The sequence below is a fragment of the Arthrobacter sp. Soil761 genome, from assembly GCF_001428325.1.
GTDB lineage: Bacteria > Actinomycetota > Actinomycetes > Actinomycetales > Micrococcaceae > Arthrobacter.
Genome location: NZ_LMSF01000012.1, coordinates 321,120 through 343,704, shown reverse-complemented (window position 1 = coordinate 343,704; position 22,585 = coordinate 321,120). Strand labels below are relative to the sequence as shown.

The 22,585-nt window shown below is 65.2% G+C and carries 17 protein-coding genes; 9 read left to right on the top strand and 8 right to left on the bottom strand.

The window, feature by feature from the left end; genetic code table 11:
- Positions 1-30: 30 nt before the first annotated feature.
- The 6 genes from mihF to ASG79_RS09665 all read left to right on the top strand — a co-directional run bounded on the left by mihF (position 31) and on the right by ASG79_RS09665 (position 6,058).
- A complete protein-coding gene (mihF, locus tag ASG79_RS09690; protein ID WP_026265771.1) occupies positions 31-348 on the top strand; it encodes an integration host factor, actinobacterial type in 318 nt (105 codons plus the stop codon).
- A gap of 45 nt (positions 349-393) precedes the next feature.
- On the top strand, positions 394-987 hold the full coding sequence (gene gmk, locus ASG79_RS09685) for a guanylate kinase (protein ID WP_018769302.1): 594 nt from the start codon (positions 394-396) through the stop codon (positions 985-987).
- A gap of 15 nt (positions 988-1,002) precedes the next feature.
- On the top strand, positions 1,003-1,263 hold the full coding sequence (gene rpoZ, locus ASG79_RS09680; protein ID WP_003800778.1) for a DNA-directed RNA polymerase subunit omega: 261 nt from the start codon (positions 1,003-1,005) through the stop codon (positions 1,261-1,263).
- A 38-nt stretch (positions 1,264-1,301) separates the two neighbouring features.
- The gene (gene coaBC / locus ASG79_RS09675; protein WP_056390447.1) at positions 1,302-2,537 is read left to right on the top strand and encodes a bifunctional phosphopantothenoylcysteine decarboxylase/phosphopantothenate--cysteine ligase CoaBC; all 1,236 of its coding nucleotides are present in this window, start codon (positions 1,302-1,304) and stop codon (positions 2,535-2,537) included.
- Between the two features lie 110 nt (positions 2,538-2,647).
- The gene (metK, locus tag ASG79_RS09670; RefSeq protein ID WP_018769300.1) at positions 2,648-3,883 is read left to right on the top strand and encodes a methionine adenosyltransferase; all 1,236 of its coding nucleotides are present in this window, start codon (positions 2,648-2,650) and stop codon (positions 3,881-3,883) included.
- Between the two features lie 90 nt (positions 3,884-3,973).
- Positions 3,974-6,058 (top strand): primosomal protein N', encoded by a 2,085-nt coding sequence (locus tag ASG79_RS09665; protein ID WP_018769298.1) that lies wholly within the window; start codon positions 3,974-3,976, stop codon positions 6,056-6,058.
- 49 nt (positions 6,059-6,107) lie between these two features.
- Here the strand turns inward: ASG79_RS09665 and ASG79_RS09660 are convergent, their stop codons facing one another.
- The 4 genes from ASG79_RS09660 to ASG79_RS09645 are packed head-to-tail and all read right to left on the bottom strand — an operon-like array spanning position 6,108 to position 9,973.
- Complete coding sequence (locus ASG79_RS09660) at positions 6,108-7,184, bottom strand: glycosyltransferase family 4 protein (protein WP_018769297.1); 1,077 nt, start codon at positions 7,182-7,184, stop codon at positions 6,108-6,110.
- Positions 7,181-8,110 (bottom strand): alpha/beta fold hydrolase, encoded by a 930-nt coding sequence (locus ASG79_RS09655; protein ID WP_018769296.1) that lies wholly within the window; start codon positions 8,108-8,110, stop codon positions 7,181-7,183. The genes ASG79_RS09660 and ASG79_RS09655 overlap by 4 nt, the downstream gene beginning before the upstream one ends.
- 8 nt (positions 8,111-8,118) lie before the next feature.
- The gene (locus ASG79_RS09650; RefSeq protein ID WP_056390445.1) at positions 8,119-8,988 is read right to left on the bottom strand and encodes an aldo/keto reductase; all 870 of its coding nucleotides are present in this window, start codon (positions 8,986-8,988) and stop codon (positions 8,119-8,121) included.
- Positions 8,989-9,007: 19 nt separating this feature from the next.
- Positions 9,008-9,973: a sugar-binding transcriptional regulator gene (locus ASG79_RS09645; protein ID WP_018769294.1), complete on the bottom strand. Its 966-nt coding sequence runs from the start codon at positions 9,971-9,973 to the stop codon at positions 9,008-9,010.
- 166 nt (positions 9,974-10,139) lie between these two features.
- Between ASG79_RS09645 and ASG79_RS09640 the strand changes: the two genes are divergently transcribed.
- The 3 genes from ASG79_RS09640 to glpK all read left to right on the top strand — a co-directional run bounded on the left by ASG79_RS09640 (position 10,140) and on the right by glpK (position 14,323).
- On the top strand, positions 10,140-11,924 hold the full coding sequence (locus ASG79_RS09640) for a glycerol-3-phosphate dehydrogenase/oxidase (protein WP_056390442.1): 1,785 nt from the start codon (positions 10,140-10,142) through the stop codon (positions 11,922-11,924).
- A 93-nt stretch (positions 11,925-12,017) separates the two neighbouring features.
- The gene (locus ASG79_RS09635) at positions 12,018-12,767 is read left to right on the top strand and encodes an MIP/aquaporin family protein (protein ID WP_026265770.1); all 750 of its coding nucleotides are present in this window, start codon (positions 12,018-12,020) and stop codon (positions 12,765-12,767) included.
- A 41-nt stretch (positions 12,768-12,808) separates the two neighbouring features.
- Positions 12,809-14,323, top strand: a complete 1,515-nt coding sequence (gene glpK / locus ASG79_RS09630) for a glycerol kinase GlpK (protein WP_018769291.1) — start codon at positions 12,809-12,811, stop codon at positions 14,321-14,323.
- 178 nt (positions 14,324-14,501) lie between these two features.
- Here the strand turns inward: glpK and ASG79_RS09625 are convergent, their stop codons facing one another.
- The 4 genes from ASG79_RS09625 to ASG79_RS09610 are packed head-to-tail and all read right to left on the bottom strand — an operon-like array spanning position 14,502 to position 22,198.
- Positions 14,502-15,401: a hypothetical protein gene (locus ASG79_RS09625; RefSeq protein ID WP_056390439.1), complete on the bottom strand. Its 900-nt coding sequence runs from the start codon at positions 15,399-15,401 to the stop codon at positions 14,502-14,504.
- A 41-nt stretch (positions 15,402-15,442) separates the two neighbouring features.
- Positions 15,443-18,586, bottom strand: coding sequence for an efflux RND transporter permease subunit (locus ASG79_RS09620; RefSeq protein WP_056390436.1), 3,144 nt, complete (start codon positions 18,584-18,586; stop codon positions 15,443-15,445).
- A gap of 1 nt (position 18,587) precedes the next feature.
- Entirely contained in the window at positions 18,588-19,040 is a 453-nt protein-coding gene (locus ASG79_RS09615) for a hypothetical protein (RefSeq protein WP_018769288.1), read from the bottom strand.
- Positions 19,040-22,198 carry an efflux RND transporter permease subunit gene (locus ASG79_RS09610; protein WP_056390830.1) on the bottom strand — a complete coding sequence of 1,053 codons (3,159 nt, stop codon included), beginning with the start codon at positions 22,196-22,198 and terminating at the stop codon, positions 19,040-19,042. The genes ASG79_RS09615 and ASG79_RS09610 overlap by 1 nt, the downstream gene beginning before the upstream one ends.
- Between the last annotated feature and the right edge of the window lie 387 nt (positions 22,199-22,585).

The following is a 22,585-nucleotide window of genomic DNA, read 5'->3' as shown; positions in this document are numbered from 1 at the left end:
TGAAATCCGCCGAATCCGGGGGTGTCCGTGATGGTCCTGCGACCTTTATCCGCATCTGAACGGGCCGACGCCCTGGGCAAGGCAGCGGCAGCCAGGGCCACCCGTGCGGCCGCCAAGGAAAGCCTTCGGAACGGCGACAGGTCCGCGGCGGACATTATCAGCTCCGCCCTGGAAGACGACGCACTGGCCAGGATGAAGGTCTCGGAACTGCTTGAGGCCCTTCCCGGCATCGGGAAGGTGCGGGCCGCCGCCATCATGCAGCAGCTGGGCATCGCGGCGTCCCGCAGGGTCCGGGGCCTGGGCGTCCACCAGCGCCGGGCGCTGGTAGATTTTATTGACGAGCATTGAGGCAGGCGGCGCCTGTCTTTCCCCCAACTGCGGCAAAAGGAATACGTGAGCAAGAAACCTGGACTGACAGTCCTCGCAGGTCCGACGGCTGTTGGCAAAGGCACCGTGTCCACCTACATCCGTGACAACTACCCCGAAGTGTGGCTTTCCGTTTCAGCCACCACCCGGGCGCCCCGGCCCGGGGAAGTTGACGGCGTCCACTACTTCTTCAAGACCAAGGATGAGTTCGAGCGGCTCATCGCCGAAGGTGAACTCCTGGAATGGGCCGTCGTCCATGGACAAAACACCTACGGCACCCTGAAGAGCACTGTGAACCAGGCCATCGCGGAGGGCCGCTCCGTGCTGCTGGAGATCGACCTGCAGGGTGCGCGCCAGGTCAAGGCAGCCGTCCCGGACGCCCAGTTCGTCTTCCTGGCCCCGCCCACCTGGGACGAGATGGTCCGCCGGCTGGTGGGCCGGGGCACCGAAACACCGGAAGAACAGCAGCGACGCCTGGAAACCGCTAAACTGGAACTTGCTGCTGAACCGGAGTTCGACCACACCGTCATCAACGACGACGTCCGCCGGGCAGCGGACGAGCTAGTTTCACTCATGGGGCTGACACCGCATCCACACCTGCCGGAACCGTCAGCCCGCTAGGAATTTGGAGAATTCGTGTCCACGAACCTTGAAGGCATCATCAACCCGCCGATCGACTCGCTGCTTGAGGCGGCCGACTCCAAGTACGGCCTGGTGATCTTCGGTGCCAAGCGTGCTCGTCAGATCAACGCCTACTACGCCCAGCTGCACGAGGGCCTCTTCGAGTATGTCGGACCCCTGGTCGACACCAAGCTGAACGAAAAGTCGCTGTCGATCGCACTGCGCGAAATCAACGAAGGCAAGCTGGTTTCCACGCCGATCGAAGCCGCAGAGTAATCCTGCCGCTGAACTGACTTGCTGTTGACGGAGGTCACGTGCGCATAGTCCTCGGAGTCGGGGGAGGGATCGCCGCCTACAAGGTGGTATCGCTCCTCCGGCTTTTTACTGAAGCCGGCCATGACGTCACGGTGATTCCCACGGAGGCGTCCACCCGCTTCATCGGTACCGCCACCTGGGAGGCGCTGTCCGGAAACCCGGTCAGCAACAGTGTCTTTGATGACGTGCACCTGGTGAACCACGTCCGCCTTGGCCATGAGGCGGACCTCGTGGTGGTGGCACCTGCCACAGCGGACCTCCTGGCGAAGGCTGCCACCGGCCAGGCCGGGGACCTGCTCACCAACACCCTGCTGATGGCCCACGGCCCGGTGCTGTTCGCCCCCGCGATGCACACGGAAATGTGGCAGCATCCGGCCACCCGGGCCAACGTTGAGACGCTCCGCGGCCGGGGCGCAGCCGTCCTGGAACCCGCCTCCGGCAGGTTGACCGGGGCAGACTCAGGTCCCGGCAGGCTTCCGGAACCCCAGGTGATCTTCGACGCAGCCATGGCCCTGGTCCAGGGACGCAGTGATTACCAGTTGCCCCTTGCCGGCCGCACCGTCACCATCAGCGCCGGCGGCACCCGCGAACCGCTGGACCCCGTTCGCTTCCTTGGCAACCGGTCATCCGGCAAGCAGGGAGTGGCCCTTGCGGTCGCAGCGCGGAACGCCGGGGCTACCGTGCGCCTGCTGGCAGCCCACATGGACGTTCCGCCGCCCGCCGGCGTGGAGGTGGTCCGCGTGGAGACCGCCCTGCAACTTCGGGAAGCCGCACTGGAAGCCGCCGCCGTGTCCGACGTCGTCATCATGTCCGCGGCCGTGGCCGATTTCCGCCCGGCGGAAGTCTCGGACACCAAGATCAAGAAACGGGACGACACCGCCGATCCCGTCATCACCCTGGTCCGCAACCCGGACATCCTGCAGGAGCTCGTGGAGCAGCGCAACGCGGGTGCCGGCGAGGCCGGGCAGCTCATCGTCGGATTCGCCGCCGAAACCGGGGACAGCCAGGGCGACGTCCTGGCATATGCGGAAGCAAAGCTCCAGCGGAAAGGCTGCGACCTGCTGGTGGTGAACCACGTAGGAGCGGACAAGGTCTTTGGCCACGACTCCAACTCGGTGGTCATCCTGTCGCGCTCCGGCTCCGAACCACAGGAAGCTTCGGGAACCAAGACAGAGGTTTCGGAAGCCATCGTCCGCCGCATCAGCTTTGAACTGAACCGTGTTTCGTCCACTTGAACCTGTTTCGCCCCTCGCCTGAAGTGTTTCCGGCCACCTTTGCTTAGCACGGGGACATCTACCGACTTCTCCCTGACGGGAGTGCCACCACCAACCAGTAAGGTAGTTGAGTGACTTTACCGCTGCACCTTCCCCACACCCATGGGGCCACGCCCTCCGCGCTCCGGCTTTTCACGTCCGAATCGGTCACCGAAGGCCATCCGGACAAGATCTGCGACCAGATCAGTGACGCCATCCTGGACGCGCTGCTGGCCGCGGACCCCGAATCCCGCGTGGCTGTGGAAACGATGGCCACCACGGGCCTGGTGCACGTGGCAGGCGAAGTCACCACCGACGCGTACGTCGAAATCCCGCAGATCGTCCGGGAGACCATCCTGGGCATCGGCTACGACTCCTCAGCCAACGGCTTCGACGGCGCCCGCTGCGGCGTGTCCGTCTCCATCGGCCAGCAGTCCAACGACATCGCCGGCGGCGTGTTCAACTCCCTTGAGGCACGCGAAGGCCGCCAGGAGGACGACTATGACCTCCAGGGTGCCGGCGACCAGGGCCTGATGTTCGGCTACGCCAGCGATGAAACCCCTTCCTACATGCCCACGCCCATCTGGCTGGCCCACCGGCTGTCCGAGCGGCTCACCGAAGTCCGCAAGACCGGCCAGCTGCCGTATCTTCGCCCCGACGGCAAGACCCAGGTGACGGTCGGCTACGACAAAGACGTGCCCGTTTCCGTGGAAACCGTGGTGATTTCGAGCCAGCACGCGGAGGGGGCAAGCCTGGAGCAGTTGCGCGCCGACCTTGCCGCCGTCGTCATTGAACCCGTCCTCGCGGGCGCCAACCTGGACATCTCACGGACGGCAAATATCCTCAATCCTGCCGGCGAGTTCGTCATCGGCGGCCCGGTGGGCGACGCCGGCCTCACCGGCCGCAAGATCATTGTGGACACCTACGGCGGTATGGCCCGCCACGGCGGCGGCGCCTTCTCGGGGAAGGACCCGTCCAAGGTGGACCGCTCCGCCGCGTACGCCATGCGCTGGGTTGCCAAGAACGTGGTGGCCGCTGGACTGGCCAAGCGCGCGGAGATCCAGATCGCGTACGCCATCGGCCAGGCCCGGCCGGTGGGAACCTACGTGGAGACGTTCGGCACCGAGACGGTGGATCCGGCCCGGATCAGCGCAGCAATCGCGGAAATCTTCGACCTCCGTCCGCGCGCCATCATCGATGCCCTGGATCTGAAGCGCCCCATCTACGCCAAGACCGCCGCCCACGGGCACTTCGGCCGGGATGAGCCCGACTTCACCTGGGAGCGCCTGGACCGGGTGGACGACCTGAAGGCATTCTTCAACGCCTAGCCGGCTTCGGCCGGCTGCCGGACGTCCAATGTCAGTGCCCGGTGCTTGGCTGATCCTGTCCAACCCGTCAGCTGAACGGAGGTGACCGCCATGGTTGCTGGCAGTTCCGTCCAGCCGTCCCTGCTCCAGGGCTTCCCTGCACGTCCCGTGCAAGGCGGCGTCACCGTGGCGGAGCAGCTTCCGGTGGCGCGGGTGCTCATTGAGTCCTCGCTGCCTCACCTGGACCGCCCATTCGACTATGCCGTCCCGGCCGCGCTTGACCAGGCAGCCCAGCCTGGGGTCCGGGTCAAGGTCAAGTTCAACGGCCAGGACCTCAGTGGATTCGTCCTGGAACGCGTGGCACAGTCCGACGCCGGACACACCCTTGTACCCCTGGCAAAAGTTGTGTCCCCGGTCCAGGTCCTTACGCCGGCCGTCCGGGACCTCGCCACGGCGGTCGCTGCACGGTATGCGGGGACGGTCAGCGATGTCCTGCGCCTAGCCGTTCCACCCCGGGTTGCCAGGCTGGAAAAGGACTTTCCGGACTCGTTGGACATCCCCGACGCCGAAGCCGTGCAGGACGTCCAGGGCAGCCCCGGATCTTCAGCCTGGGGCACACTCCGCACAGGTGCCGCTTTCCTGCGGCACCTGGCCGCCGGTGGATCTCCGCGGGCCGCCGTCAACCCGCTGCAGGGCTACGGGACTGCCGGCTGGCCGGCCATGCTTGCCCAGGCCGCCGCTGCAGCGCATTCCTCCGGAAGGGGCGCCCTGCTGGTGGTGCCTGACTACCGGGACCTGGACCGCCTGGAGCAGGCACTCAAGGACCTGGTGCCGGACGCTGCCGTAGCCAGGCTGACCGCCGACGACGGGCCCACGCCCCGGTACCGGAACTTCCTGCGCCTGCTCGCGGGCAAGGCCACCATCGCCATCGGGACACGCTCGGCCGCCTTCGCCCCGGTGCAGGACCTGGGGCTCGTGGCGTGCTGGGACGACGGCGACGACCTCCATATCGAGCAGCGCGCACCGTACGCCCACGCACGGGAGGTCATGCTCCTTCGCGCCGAGCAGGAGGGCACGGCCTGCCTCCTTGCCGGGCACGCGCGCAGCACCGAGGTCCAGCGTCTGGTGGAAGCCGGCTGGGCCGTCCCGGTTCACACCGAGCGTGCCACCGTCCGCAGGACGGTTCCCCGCGTGGTCAGCACGGCAGACAGCTTCGAGCAGGGGCGGGACCCACTGGCCACCATCGCGCGCCTGCCGCACGCTGCCTGGCAGGCCGCCAAGGAAGGTCTTGAGCGTGGCCCTGTCCTGGTCCAGGTTGCCAGGGCAGGGTACGCGCCGTCACTGGTGTGTGAAACCTGCCGGGAGCCGGCCCGCTGCGGGAACTGCCAGGGGCCCCTTGCGCTGGCCGGCACCTCCGCGCTTCCCCAATGCCGCTGGTGTTCCACGCCGGCGCCGGACTGGAAGTGCTCTCACTGCGGCGCCCGGCGGCTGCGGAAAGGTTCCACCGGAGTCCTCCGTACAGCCGAGGAGCTTGGCCGGGCCTTTCCCGGCACAACGGTCATCACATCGTCCGGCGACCAAGTGAAAGCCACGGTGGGGGCGGGAAAGTCGCTGGTGGTGGCGACCGTGGGGGCCGAACCGGTGGCGGAGGCCGGGTATGCTGCCGCCCTGCTGCTGGACGGCGATTCCCTGCTGCGCCGGGAGACTCTCCGGGCGGGCGAAGACACGGTACGCCGCTGGTTCAACGCCGCTGCCCTCGTCCGTCCCGCCCCGGACGGCGGGCTGGTGGTGGTCACCGCCACGGACACAGCAGCCACCGGCGCGCTGCTGCGCTGGGACCCGGCCGGCTATGCCCAGCGGGAACTGTCCCTGCGCGTGGAACTGCAGCTTCCCCCAGCGGTGCGCATCGCCTCGGTCACCGGGCCGCGCGCCGCCGTCGAACACTACACAGGTGCCGTGGCAGCGGACCTCGCCGGCGCGGGGATAACTATCCGCACCGCCGGTCCGGCGCCGCTGGTGCTCACCGCACCGCCTTCCGGCCGGCGCTCGGCCGAGGACGTCCGGACCCTGCTGTTCTTCCCCTATGGCCAGGCCGCCGCCGTCGTCCGTGTCCTGCGGGTGACCCGCGCAGCCGTGGCCGCCAAACGGGCCACGGACCCTGTGCAGCTGCGCCTGGACGGTGTTGACGTCCTCTAGGCTGGGGACGTTCTGTGACGGCCAGGGCAATGGTGCCTTGGGGACGTCCTCAGCGGCGCCTTTTCGCCACGACCTCGTGTGCCGCTTCCACCAGTTGGCGGGCCGATTCATCCCAGCTGAACTCCCGCGCCCGGGCCAGGGAGCGGCGCGACATGTCCTGCCAGTGCGCGTCGTCCTGCAGCTGCGCAACCGCGTCCGCGAACTGCCCGGGTGACTCCGGGTCCACGTAGGTGGCGGCGTCCGCGCCGACTTCCCGGAAGATGGGAATGTCGCTGGCGATCACCGGGGTACCCACGGCCATGGCCTCGACCAGGGGAAGGCCGTATCCCTCGGCCCGGGACAGGCTCACCAGCGCCGTCGCCCGGCGCAGCAGGCCGTCATACTCTGCGTCCGTCACGCCGTTGTGGAACACCACGGAGGCGCCCGGCGGGATGAGGCTTTCCAGCTCCGCCCGCCGCTCCGGCGTGATCCGGCTCAGCAGGTGCAGCGTGTATTTGGGCAGTCCGGCCATGCCGGCCACCATGGTTTCCACGTTCTTGTAGGGCATGAACGAACCCATGTAAATGATGGTCTTGTCCGCGCCGTCGCCAGGCTGGCGGGGTTCCTGCGCCGGTTGGGGAGCGTTGGCGATGATGCGGACGGGCCGGCGCGTCAGCCGGTACTTGGCCATCAGCGCCTCCGTGGTCCTGCTGATGGTGGCCACGGTGTCGGCCCGGTTGAGGAGCAGCCGCTGCGGCCAGAACGCTTTGTGGTAGAGGCGCCAGAGCAGCCGGACGGGGGCCGGCAGGAAGCCCGGGGGAGCGGGGTGCTCATAGTAGATGAGGTCGTGCAGCGTGAGGATCAGCCCGTACTTCCGGCCCCAGGTACCCATGGTCTGCATGGGGCACACCACCACGTCAGCCCCGGTGGCATTGACCTTCCGGGCAACGAACAGCTCCAGCGGCGACAGCGGACTGCTGATGAGCGTGTACGGCACGTCCGGCAGGAGGGCCAGCTGCCGGACGTCGGAAACCAGCATGGAGACATCCGCGATTTTTGCCGTGGCAGCGATCAGGCTGGCTCCGTAGCGGCTGATGCCGTCGTGATGGTCGGTACGGGTGAAACGTGCATCAATGACGATCTTCACGCGGGGTGGTCCTTCAGGAAGCTGCGGATGTGTCGGGCGGCCGGCTCCGGCGTTTCGTAGTGGATCAGGTGTCCGACGCCGGGAATCACCTTCAGTTCCCCGTCCGGAAGCAGTGACAGGAGGCGGTGCTGGCTGGGAAGGGTGGCGATTTCATCCTTTTCGCCCGCGATGAGCAGCACGGGGAGTTCGAGTTGTCCGGCCACCTCCGCCACGTGGTTGCTGACGGAGGCCGTGAACGACTCCAGCAGGCTGTCCCGGTCCGCGAAGGAACTGAAGTAGGCGTGGTGCTGGCCGTGGATGAAAGCCCTCAGCTCCCGGTCGCGGGTCTTGGCCATGGCCTCGCTCATGACCCGCACAATCAGCCGGTTGCGCAGCAGGGCCAGGCCCGGCCCGCGGGGGAGCCGTGCCGCCAGCCGGTAATACAGGACTGCCAGCCGCGTCATCACGCCCTTGGGTCCTTCCAGCGCCGGAGCAGCGATGGGGTTGATGAGGATCAGGGGACGCACGGCCTCCGGGTTGTTGGCCACGAAGTACGCAGCAAGGATGGAGCCGAATGAATGTCCCAGCAGCACGGTTTCCGGCCCCAGTCCCTGGGACGCCATGAAGTCACTGATGAACTGCCCGTAGCGCTCCACCGAGTGCGGGTCCCGGGCAAAGGCATCGGAGCTGCCGAAGCCGGGCAGGTCCGGCATGATGATGCGCATCTCCGGCAGTTTGTCCGCGACGCGCAGGAGCCCGTGGTGGTCGCCGCGGAACCCATGGACCACCAGGATGGTGCGGGTCTCCGGCGTTTCCTGCAGGGGCGCATAGGTCCAGAAGGCCACCGTGCCGCCGTCGATGGTCACGGTGGAGGCTGAGGTGCGGGCGGAAAGCCCCGCGCTCAGGTACGCAGGCGCAGGGGAGGTCCCCGGATTTACGGTGTCCATGCGCGGGCCTAGTTGACGTTGTCCGGGTGCGAGCCCGTCCGATGCCCGCGGTCCAGCGCGTTGATGGCCGCCAGGTCGCGTTCGGAGAGTTCGAAATTGAAGACGTTAAGGTTCTCCCGGATCCGCGCTTCGGAACTGGCCTTGGGAATGGCGATGTTCCCCAGCTGCATGTGCCAGCGAAGGATCACCTGCGCAGGCGTCCGGCCGTGCTCGGCGGCGCAGGCCTGGATCACCGGATCGGCCAGGACCTGGCCGCGGCCCAGCGGGCTCCACGCTTCTGTCCGGATGCCCAGGCCGGCGTGCTTGCTGCGCAGTTCCTCCTGCTGCAGCCACGGGTGCAGTTCGATCTGGTTGACGGCGGGAACCACCTCGGCACTTTGGAGCAGGCGGTCAAGGTGTGCCGGCTGGAAGTTGCTGACGCCAATGGCACGGACCCTGCCTTCGCGGTACAGCGTTTCCAGGGCCCGGTAGGTTTCCGGGAACAGGCCACGGCGTGGGCAGGGCCAATGGATGAGGTACATGTCCACGTAGTCCAGTCCCAGGTTGACCATGGAGTCGTCGAAAGCCCGCAGCGTGGCGTCGTAGCCGTGGTGGTCGTTCCACACTTTCGTGGTGATGAAGACGTCCTCCCGGCTCAGGGACGGCGACAGTTCCCCGGAGCCGCCGCTGCCTGTCCCGTCGCCCAACTGGGAACTGATGCCGCGGGCCACGCCGGTTTCGTTCCCGTACATGGCGGCGGTATCGAAGTGGCGGTAGCCGGCGGCGAGCGCGGTGGCCACGAGCCCTTCCGCCTCTGCTGGCGGCACCTTGTACAGCCCAAAGCCGAGCTGGTCTATCAGCACGCCGTTGTTCAGGCTGAGCCGGGGTGAGGTTCTCATGGCAACGACTCTACCCACTTCAGCTGGTCAGTCCCTCGTAATCGACTAGGCGGCGTGCGGTGGCTTCGTCCAGGATCAGGTCGGTGGCCAGCCTCGCTGCCAGGGCGCCGCGCAGGCCGTTGATCTTGGAAACCCCCGACACCACGCAGATCCTGCGGCGCACCTGCCGCAGCTGGGCAAGCGCCGGACCGGTGGACCTTTCGTTCAGGACGATCCCGTCGGAGGACCCGTCGGCGCGGAAGAAGACCGTGGCGACGTCACCCACCACGTCCGAGTTGGCAAGGGCGTTCAGGTCGTCCTCATCGAGGTACCCGCCCGCGTAGACGTGGCTGGGATAGTCGGCGTGCACGGAACCCACACCGAAGATGGCGATGCTCATCTTTGCCTGCAGCTCCAGCACGCGCTGCACGCTGCGTTCATTCCACATTGCCGTCTTGGTGGCGGCGTGGTCGAAGAAGGCCGGAACCGGGAACTGCTCCACCCGGGCTCCGTACGCGCTGCCGAACCTGCGCATGATGTCGCTGGCATAGGTAATGCCCGTGGTGTGCATGTTTCCGGCGCCGTTGAGCTGGACTATCACGCTGTCATGCGTGATTTTCCTGGTGAGGTGCCGGCTGACTGCACTGAGCGTTGATCCCCAGGCCACGCCGATAATGGCGTTGGAATCCACCAGGGGCCCGATGGTGCGCGCCGCCTGCATGGCCACGCGGTCGAGGGTTTCGGCTTCGTTGAGCGTGCCAAGGATGGGAACCACGTGGACATCAAGGTTGTACCGGCGGCGGATGATCCCTTCCAGTTCGGGTCCGGTGTCCAAAGGGTTGCGGATTTGGATCTGCACCAGGCCCGAATCCCGTGCGGACGACAAAAGGCGGGAAACCGTGGACCGTGACGTGCGCAGTTCACGCGCAATCGCGTCCATGGTGAGGTCCTGCAAGTAGTACATTTGTGCAGCTCGGAGGGCATCTGCGTCCCGTGAAAGTGCCATCTCACTTCCATTCTGCACGTTCGTGCATAGTCCTTGACTCCATTTTCCATTTCTCCGAACAATAGAGCAGAACGGCGGCGCTATCCAGTGCGTCCGCATCACACAAAGCCCCAAGGGAGTCGTTTTGGGACCCAAGGATTCAACTGTTCAACCCTCCTCTGTTTCAGTGCCCCGGCCGGGGGCCGGGCGCGCGTCCGTCCACAGCCTGCGGCAACGTCCGCACGCGAAGGTGCTGGTTGTTGGCGGTGGCATCAACGGAGTGGGCACCTTCCGTGATCTGGCACTCCAGGGCGTCGATGTCGCGCTCGTGGAACGCGGAGATTACTGCCAGGGCGCCAGCGGTGCGTCCTCGCACATGATCCATGGCGGAATCCGCTACCTCGAGAACGGCGAGTTCCGCCTGGTCCGGGAGTCCGTGGTGGAACGCAACCGCCTGCTCAGGATTGCGCCGCACTATGTCAAGCCGCTGCAGACAACCATCCCCATCTTCAGCACCTTCTCCGGCATCCTCTCGGCACCGCTGCGCTTCCTGACCCACAAGCAGCAGGGAAAGCCCAAGGAGCGTGGAGCGTTCCTCATCAAGGTGGGGCTTAGTCTCTACGATTCGTTCTCCAGGAACGGCGGGACGGTACCGCGGCACCAGTTCAGGACCCACAAGGCAGCCCTCGGGGAACTGCCCGCCCTGCGGCCCGACGTCAAATACACGGCCACCTACTTCGACGCGTCCGTCCACAACCCGGAGCGGCTGACCCTGGACGTCCTGCAGGACGGCGAAAAGGCCGGACGCGCCGGTAACGCGAGGGGCACCAGCGCACAGAGTGATACGGCCCGCGCCAGCAATTACCTGTCACTCCAATCCATGTCTGCAACCCCCAATCCGGGAACCGGCAGGGGAAGCACTGTCCGCCTTCGCGACGAACTGACCGGTGAGGAATTCGACTTCACGGCGGACATCATCGTCAACACCACCGGGGCCTGGGTGGACCACACCAACCAGGCAATGGGTGCGGCATCCTCGTTCATGGGAGGCACCAAGGGGTCCCACATCGTGCTGGACCACCCGGGCCTCCTCGCCGCCTGCCGCGGCCGGGAAATCTTCTTCGAGCACACCGACGGCCGGATCGTCCTCATCTACCCCATGGGCGACCGGGTTCTCGTGGGCACCACGGACGTTGACGCGGACATGTCGGAGGACGCCGTCTGCACCGACGAGGAGATCCAGTACTTCTTTGAACTGATCAACCACGTCTTCCCCTCGGTCGACGTCACACCAGAGGACATCGTGTACACGTTCTCGGGTGTCCGCCCCCTGCCCAGCCATGACGCCACCCAGCCCGGCTTCGTCTCACGTGATTACCGCATCGAACGCCGCGCGTCCGCACCTGAGGGGAGCGGCGCCGTCGTGCTGAGCCTGGTGGGCGGCAAATGGACCACCTTCCGTGCCCTTGCCGAGCACCTGACCAACGAGGTCCTCAGTGAACTCGGCGTGCAGCGCAAGGTGTCCACGGCGCAGCTCCCCATCGGCGGCGGCGCCGGTTTCCCTGCCGACGAAGCTGGCGTGCAGAAATGGATCAAGGCCCACATGGCCGGCGGCCGGGATGCAGACCGCACGGCCGGACTGCTGACCCGCTACGGGACCCGGGCCGAAGAGGTCATCGCCTACCTCGATGCCGAGCCCGACCACGCGCTGCGGTCCACCCGTGAACTGAGCGTCCGTGAACTGGAATTCATGGCGGCCAATGAGCAGGTGGGGCACCTGGTGGACGTCCTCATCCGGCGTACCTCCCTGGCCTTCCGCGGACTGGTTACCGGTGAACTCCTCAACGAAGTGGCGGAAGTCCTGTCCGTCCCGCTCCAGTGGGACGCGGCGGCGCGCGCCGCCGAGATCAAGCACGCACAGGACGTGCTGCAGCGTTTCCACCGCGTGGAAACGCACAGCCTGGTCGCCTAAGGCCAGGTTTCCGGCCGGGGCGTTACAGCGTCCCGGCCACACGGTCCTTCACCAGCGGAGGACCGACAACTAAACAAAGAAATGGAGTCAAAGATGTCTCTAGGAATAGTCTTCCTCTCCGAAGTCTTTGGCACGGGCATGCTGACCCTGTTGGGTTGCGGCGTCGTTGCCAACGTGGCTTTGCGGGGGACAAAAGGCAACAGTGGCGGCTTCCTGATGGTCACTTGGGGATGGGGCATTGCCGTCTTCTGTGGTGTCTTCGTCGCCGCCAAGTCGGGCGCGCACCTGAACCCTGCCGTCACGCTCGGCCTGCTGCTCAATGGCAAGGCTGAATATGCGCCGGGAGTCACCGTAGACTTCGCTTCCACCCTCACCTACTTCGGTGGCGAGATGGTGGGTGCATTCCTTGGTGCCGTGGTCTGCTGGCTGGCCTACAAGCAGCACTTCGACGACGAACCCGAGCCTGCCAGCAAGCTTGGGACCTTTTCCACCGGCCCTGCCATCCGGTCCACCCCATGGAACCTGATCACCGAAATCATCGGCACTTTTGTGCTGGTCTTCGTCATCCTCACCCTCGGCGGTACCCCCTCAGGGCTCGGCCCGCTGGCAGTAGCGCTGCTCGTGGTCGGTATCGGTGTTTCCCTCGGCGGCCCCACCGGCTACGCCATCAACCCTGCCCGTGACCTGGGACCGCGCATCGCCCACGCTGTGCTTCCCATCAAGGGCAAGGGCTCCAGCGACTGGAGCTATTCGTGGATTCCTGTGGTCGGCCCGCTTGTGGGCGGCGCCCTGGGTGGACTCGTCGCCCGGATTGTCCCGATCATCATCACGGCCGCTTCCTGACCCGTACTCATCACAGCCATTAACAAGACAAGGACGTCATCATGAACCAGTACGTAATCGCCATTGACCAGGGCACCACCAGCACCCGCGCCATCATCTTCGACCACAGCGGCGCCATAGTCTCCTCCGGCCAGATGGAACATGAGCAGATCTTCCCGCAGGCAGGATGGGTGGAACACGACGCCGCGGAAATCTGGAACAACACCCGTGAGGTCATCGGCTCGGCCCTCTCCAAGGCGAACCTGACGCGGCACGACATTGCCGCCGTCGGCATCACCAACCAGCGTGAAACAGCCGTCGTGTGGGACAAGACCACAGGCAAGCCGGTGTACAACGCCATCGTGTGGCAGGACACCCGCACCCAGGACATCGTCGACGAACTGGGCAGGGACGGCGGCGCGGACCGTTTCAAACAAAAGGTGGGCCTGCCGCTGGCCACCTACTTCTCCGGCACCAAGATCAAATGGATCCTGGACAACGTTGACGGCGCCCGTGAAAAGGCAGAGGCCGGGGACCTGGTGTTCGGCAACACCGACGCCTGGGTCCTCTGGAACCTCACGGGCGGCGTGGACGGCGGTGTCCACGTCACCGATGTCACCAACGCCTCCCGGACCCTGTTCATGGACCTCGAAACCCTGCAGTGGGACGACGAAATCCTCGGGATCTTTGGCGTGCCGCGAAGCATGATGCCGGAGATCAAGTCCTCCTCAGAGGTTTACGGCACCGTCCACAGCTCGCAGCTGCTGCGGGAAACGCCGGTGGCGGGCATCCTGGGCGACCAGCAGGCCGCCACATTCGGCCAGGCCGCCTTTGAAGCAGGAGAAGCCAAGAACACCTACGGCACCGGCTGCTTCCTGATCTTCAACACGGGCGAGGAAATTGTCCACTCGAAGAACGGGCTGCTGACCACCGTGGGCTACAAGCTGGGCGATGCCAAGCCGCACTACGCCCTGGAAGGTTCAATCGCCGTGACCGGCTCGCTGATCCAGTGGCTGCGCGACAACCTGGGCATGATCAGCAGCGCCCCCGAGGTGGAAACCCTGGCCGCATCCGTCAAGGACAACGGCGGCGTCTACATCGTCCCCGCGTTCTCCGGCCTCTTCGCCCCGTACTGGCGCTCCGACGCGCGGGGGGCCATCGTGGGCCTGACCCGGTTCGTTAACAAGAACCATATCGCCCGGGCAGCCCTGGAGGCCACGGCATTCCAGACCCGCGAGGTGCTTGACGCCGTCAACGCGGACTCCGGCGTTCCGCTGACCGAACTGAAGGTCGACGGCGGCATGGTCGCCAACGACGCATTGATGCAGTTCCAGGCGGACATCCTCGGCGTCCCGGTGATCAGGCCCAAGGTCATCGAGACCACGGCGCTGGGGGCAGCCTACGCGGCTGGCCTGGCTGTTGGCTTCTGGAAGGACCTGGGCGAGTGCTCGGCCAACTGGTCCGAGGACAAGCGCTGGGAACCGCAGATGGACAAGGCCGAACAGGACCGCCAGATGCGGCTCTGGAAGAAGGCTGTCACCAAGTCCATGGACTGGGTCGACGAGGACGTGCGCTAGGCAGCACTCTCTGCGGCCCGGACAGCAGTGGACAATCCGGGCAGCAGTGAACAGTCCGGGCAGCAGTGTACAATCCGGACAGCAGTGAACAATCCGGACAGCAGTGAAAAGGGAGGGCGGCATTGGTGCCGCCCTCCCTGTTCACGGGCTCCGGTCAGGAGATGTCCGGTTCCGAGGCTCAATCGCAGAGTTGGGCCCGCGGTGTCTTCGCGTAAACGCTCCTGCTGACCTCGTAGCCCCTCGCGTCCTGCTCCAGGGCCTCCTCATTGACACGGGCGAAGTGCCGGGCATCCAGCTGCCGCACTTTCACCAGATCCATGAATTCCTGGTCGGAACCGCCCACTGCAGTGACCTTCACCAGCCCGGTTCCGGCTGAATAGAACTTTCGCTGATGCCCGGCGTCAGGTGGTTCCAGAGGGTTGAATTCATCGATCACCAGCACGTCGTTGTAGCAGCCCGTAGGAACACAAACGTGCTGGTCCTGCTTGAAGACTTGCCCGCAGTCAAGGAAATCCACCTTCGGTGCGTACGCCTGCACATACGGAGGAGTATCTGTCCGGGGCGTGGCCTTCATTGCGATACCGGCCTGCGCCTTCGCGATGCCGCTGATGAAGGTGCTTGGTGCGCCGGCCAACTTGCCGTTTTCGTATTCCTCGGGGTATTCGCCGAACAGCCAGACGGCGCCGCTGGTGCTCTGCGCGAAGAACGCCAGCTCGGATTCGACCAGTTCGCCGTTGTCATAATCGCGGTCCCACACCACCTGCGTGGTGATGCCGTCAATCACTTTCGTCAGCCCTGTCACGGTGCTGACCACGCTGTGCGCGTGGACGCCGTCCGAAGAGGACACCTCCCCAGTGGTTGTGAATTGCATGCCCGGCTTGAGCGGGAACCATTTGTTGTCGATATGCGGTTTTGTCTGGAAATCAGAAGGGTCGAAGTTGATCGCAGAGCCGGGACCGCAGAGCTCCGGTGGTTGTTGTGCCGCGGCCGCGGTGGCGGCGGACGTCACGGTGAGCGTCGCCAGGACAAGCATGAGCGTGGAACCGTATGCGGTGAATCGCTTTTGTCGATGGAACATGGCCGGCCTTTCGTTGTGAGTGGGTTTTGTGCACCCTGCCGCTATCCAGCGGGGGCTGGTTCCGGGTTGGGGCGGCGAGTGCCGCGGGCCGGGCGCCGCTTGGCGAAGCGGAGGTACAGCGACGGCACAATGAAGAGGTTCAGCAGGGTGGACGTGACGAGGCCGCCCAGGATGACCACTGCCATGGGGTGTTCGATTTCGTGGCCCGGGACATTCCCCATGACCACCAGGGGCACCAGGGCCAATCCGGTTGCCAGGGTGGTCATGAGGATCGGGGACAGCCGCTCGGCCGCCCCGCGCAGCACCAGGTCACGGCCAAAGGTCTCACCCTCGTCCCTTTCCAGATGCTGGCAGTGGCTGATGAGCAAAATGCCGTTGCGCGCAGCGATACCCATCACCGTCAGGAAGCCCACAACCGAGCCCAGGGAAAGGATCCCGCCGGACATGAAAGCGGCGAAAACCCCGCCCACCAAGGCGATCGGCAGGGTCAGAAGGGACAGTACGGCGAGCCGCCAGCTCCGGAATGATGTTTGGAGGAGCAGGAGGATCAGGACGAGGGCAGCGGCGGCGAAAATCATCAGGCGGTTCGTGGCCGCCTCACGTTCGGTGTATTCGCCTAGCAGCTGCACGCTGTAACCGGCCGGCAGGTCCAGGGTGTCAAGGCGTTGCTGCAGCTCGCGGGCGACGTTGCCGAGGTCTGCGCCCGATGCCAGGAACGATCCAACTTCAACGCGGCGCGATCCGTTGGTACGGTCAATCTGGTTCGGCACCGGCTGAAGGGCCACGGTGGCCAGATCAGCGAGGCGGACCCGCTGGCCGGTGGGCGTGTCGATCGGCAGGTCTTCGATGCTGGTAACGCTGGACCGGGTGGCGGGAGTGCTCCAGACGTGGACGTCGTAGGCACGTCCGTCGCGGAAGACGTCGCCTACCTCCTCGCCAGCCACGAGCGTGGCTGCCGCACGTCTCACATCGCCAGGTTTCAGTCCGTATTTCTGTGCCTGGGCCAGGTTGACCGTGACAGAGATCTGCGGAACCTCAACCTCAAGGGAGACATGGGCGTCCTGGGTGCCGTGGATGCCGTCCAGGATGTCTTTGACCCGTTGGGCCTGTTCACGCAGCACGTTGAGGTCATCCCCGTAAACGCGGACGAGGATCGGCTCACTGGCTCCCGTGAGGACCTCTTCGATCCGTTCCTTCAGGTAGGTCTGGACGTCCCGGTGCAGGCCGGGATACCCGTTGACAACGTCCTGCACGGCGGCGAGCGTCTCGTCGTAGTTGGCGTGACGGTCAATGCTGATCCAGTGCTCGCCCGCGTTGACGCCAACAATCTCGTCGGCGGTGAAGGCCTGACCAATGTGTGTACCGCAATTCAGGACGCCGGGCACTTTGAGGAACTCCTCGCAGCCGCGCTGGGAGATCCGATATTCCTCCGCGGCTGACGTTCCCGGCTGTGAGACCCAGTGCATCAGGAAGTCCCGTTCCTTGAAAGTGGGGAACAGGGATGAGCCCAGGAGGGGTGCTATCGCCAAACCTGCCAGGGCGACGACTCCAAATCCCGCGTAGCCGTAGCGGGGCCGCTTCATCATGCCTGAAAGGACCGCGTGGTAGCCGCGCTTGAGCACGCGGACGAGGGGAGCGTCACGCTTCTCCAGTTTGGCGTTACCGAGGAGGATCAGTGCCAGGGCCGGAGTGACCGTCAGCGCCACCAGCATTGAGGCGAGTACTGCCAGCGTGTAGGTGATTGCCAGCGGCCGGAAGAAGACGCCCGTCAGTCCATCCAGGAAGAAGATGGGTACTGCCGCCACCACAATGATCAGGGTGGCATAGACGATGGGGCTCCGCATTTCGAGCGAGGCTTTCAACACCACCGAGGACGTGGATTCGCCGCTGCCCCGGGCGCGGTGCTGCCGCAGCCGCCGCATGATGTTTTCGACGTCGATGATGGCGTCATCGACCACGACACCGACCGCAATGACCAGCCCCGCAAGGACCATCGTGTTGATCGAACTGGCGGTGAAATACAGGACCAGGGCAGCTGTGAGCAAGGACAGCGGAATCGCGATGAGGCTGATGAGGGCTGTCCGCCATTGGAAGAGGAAAGCGCCCAGGATCAGGACGACGAGCAGGCAGCCGAGCAGCAGGGCCAGGCTGAGGTTGGAGATGGATTCCTCCACAAAGCTTGCCGGGCGGAAGATGGTGGTGTCGAAGCTGATTCCACTCAAGCCGGGCTGCAACTCATGCAGGGCCTCCTCAACGCCCTTGGTCACGTCCAGGGTGTTGCCCCAGGGCAGTTTCTCGACAATGAGCATGAGCCCATGGCCGCTATTGATGACGGCGTCACCGATGAGTGGCTGGTGGTCTTCCACTACTTGGGCTACGTCGCCAAGGTGGAGGGGCACGCCGTCCTTTTCACGGATCGTCACCTGGGCCAGGTCGGCGGGAGTCTTTATCGGCTGGACGTGCCGAACCCCCATTCTCTGGTTGGGGCTGTCAATAAAGCCCCCGGTGCCGATGAACCTTCCGGGCGAGTACCTAAGCAGGCCTGCGTCGAGGGCGCCGGCGGTAACTTCCATGACCTGGTTGAGGGAAACGTCCTGGGCTTTGAGCTTGTCGGGTTCCACCTGCACCTGCAGCATCTGGAGCCGTTCCCCCCAAATTGCCACGTTGGCCACACCGGGAACCCGCAGGAGGCGGGCCCGGATGGTCCAGTAGGACAGCATGGACATCTCAATGAGCGAGTGCTCAGATGACGTCATTCCTATCTTCATCACGCGGCTCGTGGCGGACAGCGGCTGCAGCATGACCGGCGGGGCCGCCCAGGTCGGCAGCGCCGCCGTCACGGACGCCATGCGTTCCGAGACCTGCTGGCGGGCGTTGAGCAGGTCGGTGCCCGGATGGAAGAGCAACACGATCGAAGACAGCTGCGCAACGGATTTGGACCGCAGCTCGTCCAGTCCCGGCATGCCGCCTACCGCTGCCTCGATGGGAACGCTGACCAGCTCTTCGACTTCCTGGGCAGTCAGGCCAAGGCACGCGGTCTGGATTTCGACCCGGGGTGGGGCGAATTCGGGAAAGACGTCCACGGACGCGGCACCCAGCTGCAGGGATCCGAGCAGCATGACCGCACACGCGATGGCGACGACGATCGTCCTAAACCTGAGGCTGACCCCGATTATCCAGCGCATGTCACTGGGCCGTGTCGAATTCCGCGCCAAAAAGCTCCTCAGCGCCCGTGGTCACCACCGTTGTGCCGGGAGGCGGCCCGTCGCCCAACTGCGCAACATCGGCGTTGATGCGTTCGACGGTGATTGGCGCGCGGACGTAAACCAGGGGCTCGGGGTTGGTGTACACCCAGGTCTTGCCGGTGCTGTCATACAGAATGGCCGCATAGGAGACGGTGAGCTTCCCGGTCTGGGGGTCCGTCGCCACCTGGACGGTGGTAAGCCCGAGGCGTTGGACAGCGTGATCGGTGAGCGTGATGCGGTGAAGGTCCGTTCCCGGCACCGTGGCAATAGCCGCCGGGTCGTTGGCTGACGCCGCTTCGGACACTTGTGCGCACCCTGCAACCAGGAGTGACAGGAACGCCGCGATAATGAGGGCTGCGTGCTTCCTGGCAGGCCCTGCTGGAATTGATTTCATCACACAACCTGGTTTTCAGTAGGTTCATAGATGGCGTGGCCGGCGCTGTGTGCTGGTGCCTTCGGCGCGAAGGCGAGCAGTACGGCGGGTACCACAAACAGGGTGGACAGGGTGGAGGTCAGCAGGCCGCCCCAGATGATCACGGCAAGCGGTTGAATGATTTCCGTTCCTGCCACACCGCCGAACAGGACGAGGGGCACAAGTGCAAGTGCCGTCATCCCGGCCGACATCAACGTCGGACCCAGCCTGTCCCTCGCCGCATGGACCACCAGGCCAGGCATCGGCATTTCACCGCCCCGGGCCTGTAGTGTCCGGACGCGTTCCGCCATCAGCAGGGTGCCCCGGGCCGCGATCCCCAGCACGACGGCGAACGCCACCAGTGCGACCAGGGAATTTACCGCCCCGGTAACCAGGGCGGCAAGCACGCCTCCGGAGAGCGAAAGGACCAGGCACAGGGCGAGCGGGACGGCGAGCCGCCAGCTTCCGGCAGCAGTCTGCAGAAGAACCAGGATGCCCGCCGCGGCAATCGCTGCGAGCAACCAGAGCCACTGGATGTTGCTTTGCTGCTGGGCATACTGCGTGAGGATTTCGGCGTGGTACGACATCGGGAACTGCATCTTTTGGAGGCCCGCATTAATGTCGTTTTGGATGTCGCTCAGGGGCCGGCCCTGGATGTCGGCTTTCACGTCAAGGCGGCGATAGGTGTCATCGTGAAGTATGACGGACTCGTTTCCGACCATATTGACCTGGGCGACGTCGCCCAGGCGGGCATGCCCGCCGCTGGGGGTGTCGATGATCAGGTCACGAACGCTGTCCAGGCTGTTCCGCGTGGACGGGACCCCCTTGACGATGACCGAGAAGACCTTCTGCTGTTCGTAGAGGTTGCCCACTTCGATACCTTGCACCAAGGCGGCCGCAGCGCGTCGAACATCCCCGGGGGCGACGCCGGCCTTCTGCGCCTTGGCAAGGTCAACCGTGACCTCGGCAATGGGCTGCTCGGGGGGAACGTCAACATGGGCGTTCGCAATGCCGGCGGTGTGTTCCAGAATCTGCTGCACCTCCGACGCCTTCTGCCGCAGGATCGCGGGGTCCAGGCCGTAGACCCGGACGGCGAATCCGCTGTCCGCAGCGTCCCGGATCGCGTCGAGGCGCTCCTGGGGATAGGTCGATACCTTGCTGGTCAGCCCGGGGTAGCCGGCAATGACCTGCTTGACGGCGGCAGCAGTATCCCTGAAGGACGCATCGTGTGCCACGCTGACCCAAAGTTCACCCGAACTTACGTCACCGACCTGGTCGGAGGTGATGGCCCGGCCAACGTGGCCTCCCACATTGGCCACGCCGGGCACGCCGCGCAGCTCGCCCGCCGCCGCCTCCGTGATCCGGCTCATTTCCTGGTCCGAGGTACCAGCGATCGCGCTCCAGTGCACCACCAGGGTCTTGTCCGCCATTACCGGCACCACGGGGTGGCCGGCTGCCAGCTGGGGCATCAAGGCCAGCCCCGCCAGCGCCACAACGGCGGAAGCAGCGAACATCCATTTAGCCCCTCCCCTCAGGCGGACCAGGAGCCGGCCGTAGCCCACCTCGAGCCGCTTCAGCGACCGGCGTTCCCGCGGCGCGTTCAACGCTCCGGGGAGGACGAACACCAGCGCGGCTGTGACGGCCAGCGCCACGATCATCGAGACTGCCAGGGCAAGCAGGTAGGCCAGGACAAGTGGACCGAAAAGGGCTCCATTCTCACCTGTGAAGAAGAATGCCGGCATCGTGGCCAGCGCCATGATCAACAGCGAGTAGAGAATCGGAGTACGAACCGAGCGAAGGGCCTCCGGAATCAGGCCCGAGCCCCGCTGGGTATCGTGCAGCGCGTCCCCGCGTTTCCTGGCGGAAAGGTTCGCCGCCACCACCCCACTGAGGTCCTCGGCGACGTCGCCCACGATAACCGCGAGGGCGAGCACCATGCCCGCGAACACCATGGAGTTCATCCCGACCCCGCGCCAGTACAGGACAAGGGCCGCCGCGGTGAGTGCCACCGGGATGGTGACCAGGCTGATGACAGCGGCACGCCATGACCGGAAGAACGCCCAGAACATCGCGACGATGACCAGCAATGTGATGAGCAGGCCGACGCCGATTACGCCGACTTCCTCCTCGATGAAGGACGCCTGTCGGTAAACGGTGGTGTCCACCTGTACCCCGGGCAGGCCCGGCTGGAGTGCGCGCAGTGCCTCGTCCACGCCCCGCGTCACGTCCATGGTGTTGGTCTCGGGGAATTTCTCGATCACCAGGAGGAGCTCGGTTTCCTTGCTCAGGAGGGCATCGCCGATCAGTGGCTGGTGGTCCGTTTGAACCGTGGCGACGTCCTTCAGGAGGAGGTTCCCCGCCGGACTGTCCAATGGAACCTGACCCAGGTCCTGGGGAGTGGTGATTGGCAGGACGTGCTGGACGCCGATCCGCTGGTGTCCGGTCTCGAAGAAGCCGCCCGTTCCCGGGGTGGAGGCCTCCAGGTAGCTCAGCGGTGATACCCATACTGAGTTGCCGGTGGTCTTGATGACATCGTCCAGCGTGACGCCTTTGGCTGCAAGCTGACCCGGATCCACCAGGACCTGCAGTTGCTGATCCCGTTGGCCCCAGATGGCCACGTTGGCGACACCAGGCACCGCCAGGAGGCCTGGCTTCATCGTCCAGCGGGCCAGGACAGACATGTCGATGGCCGACATGTCCTTTGACGTGAGCTTGATCATCATCACCCGGCTGGTGGATGAGAGCGGCTGCATGAGGACCGGCGCTGCTGACACGTTCGGCAGTGCGCGGGCCTGGGTAAGGCGCTCAGAGACCAGCTGGCGTGCCCGGAAAAGGTCAGTCCCCGGCTTGAAGACCATCTGGATCGAGGACAGCCCGGGGAGGGACTTGGATCGGATCGCCTCCACCCAGGCAACGCCGTTCAGCAGGTCGGCCTCCATCGGGGAGGTGACGAGCTGTTCCACCTCGGCGGCCGAGAGCCCCAGGGCCTCCGTCTGGATCTCCACCTGCGGCGGGGCGAATTCCGGATAGGCATCAACGGACATGCCCGGCAAACTTGATAACCCAAAAGCGAGAATTCCCGCAGCCAATGCCAGGACCAACAACCGGAACTGGACAGCCCAGCGAATTATGGCGGTCATGACCAGTACCACGGTGATTGCCTGGCCCACAACCCGGGAGCTTCGGTGCGGACCTTTACTTTTGCGGGGGCGAAGCTGCTGTCCGCCAGTTGTCGTGCGGGAAATCTACGCCAAGAACACATTTCGGGCTCCTCGACCTGAGACCGTTCAGTACCCCGCAGACTTGCCATCACTGTGGACCGCAGAGCATAACTTGGCAAGAGTACTTAGCCCCTCAACTTTGCGGCTCCGGCAGTAGGGGGAGCACCCAATTCGGGGGGTGGTGGCTTTAGGGGGATGCGGGCTCCGGCGTGTGCCCTCATCGGCTGGGCGGTAATCCGGCACTTGTTTACACTGGGGGTGCGCTAAAGTAGAGCCATGCGTGCGATCCTTCTGCTTAGTTAGCCG

Coding starts and splice junctions, on each gene's coding strand:
- mihF (WP_026265771.1), top strand. CDS start 31: ATGGTCCTGCGACCTTTATCCGCATCTGAACGGGCCGACGCCCTGGGC.
- ASG79_RS09665 (WP_018769298.1), top strand. CDS start 3,974: ATGGTTGCTGGCAGTTCCGTCCAGCCGTCCCTGCTCCAGGGCTTCCCT.
- ASG79_RS09655 (WP_018769296.1), bottom strand. CDS start 8,110: ATGGACACCGTAAATCCGGGGACCTCCCCTGCGCCTGCGTACCTGAGC.
- ASG79_RS09650 (WP_056390445.1), bottom strand. CDS start 8,988: ATGAGAACCTCACCCCGGCTCAGCCTGAACAACGGCGTGCTGATAGAC.
- ASG79_RS09645 (WP_018769294.1), bottom strand. CDS start 9,973: ATGGCACTTTCACGGGACGCAGATGCCCTCCGAGCTGCACAAATGTAC.
- ASG79_RS09635 (WP_026265770.1), top strand. CDS start 12,018: ATGTCTCTAGGAATAGTCTTCCTCTCCGAAGTCTTTGGCACGGGCATG.
- glpK (WP_018769291.1), top strand. CDS start 12,809: ATGAACCAGTACGTAATCGCCATTGACCAGGGCACCACCAGCACCCGC.
- ASG79_RS09625 (WP_056390439.1), bottom strand. CDS start 15,401: ATGTTCCATCGACAAAAGCGATTCACCGCATACGGTTCCACGCTCATG.
- ASG79_RS09620 (WP_056390436.1), bottom strand. CDS start 18,586: ATGCGCTGGATAATCGGGGTCAGCCTCAGGTTTAGGACGATCGTCGTC.
- ASG79_RS09615 (WP_018769288.1), bottom strand. CDS start 19,040: ATGAAATCAATTCCAGCAGGGCCTGCCAGGAAGCACGCAGCCCTCATT.
- ASG79_RS09610 (WP_056390830.1), bottom strand. CDS start 22,198: ATGACCGCCATAATTCGCTGGGCTGTCCAGTTCCGGTTGTTGGTCCTG.